General features: G+C 69.1%; 1 protein-coding gene. It reads right to left on the bottom strand.

The genetic code is table 11. From position 1 onward, the window contains the following. Window positions 1-275 (bottom strand): hypothetical protein (locus SB660_RS20360; protein ID WP_410584132.1); only part of this gene is annotated, 275 nt, incomplete at both ends.

Here is a 275-nt window from a genome sequence, read left to right as displayed (position 1 = left end):
CCACCACCTGGAAGAACTGCGACACCGCCGGCGCCGGCAGGTAGGCGACATCGCCGGTCTGCCGAGCGTTGATGGTGCAGGTACCGGGCGCCAGGAAGGCCAGCTGGCCGGTCGAGGTCACCGTGCAGACCGCGGTCGTGCTCGAATCGAACGTCACCTGCAGGCCGGAGCTCGCCGTGGCGGTGAGCGTCGGCGTGGTGCCGAAGTTCTGGACGCCGGGGTTGTTGAAGGTGATGGTCTGCGTGCCCTGCGGCGTCACGCTGTTGGAGGCGGAC

It is taken from the genome of Bacillus sp. SIMBA_005 (genome assembly GCF_046535585.1).
In the GTDB taxonomy this organism is placed as follows: Bacteria; Bacillota; Bacilli; order Bacillales; family Bacillaceae; genus Bacillus; species Bacillus pumilus.
Note: the sequence above shows the minus strand (reverse complement) of the source record. Positions and strands in the feature narration are given on the sequence as shown.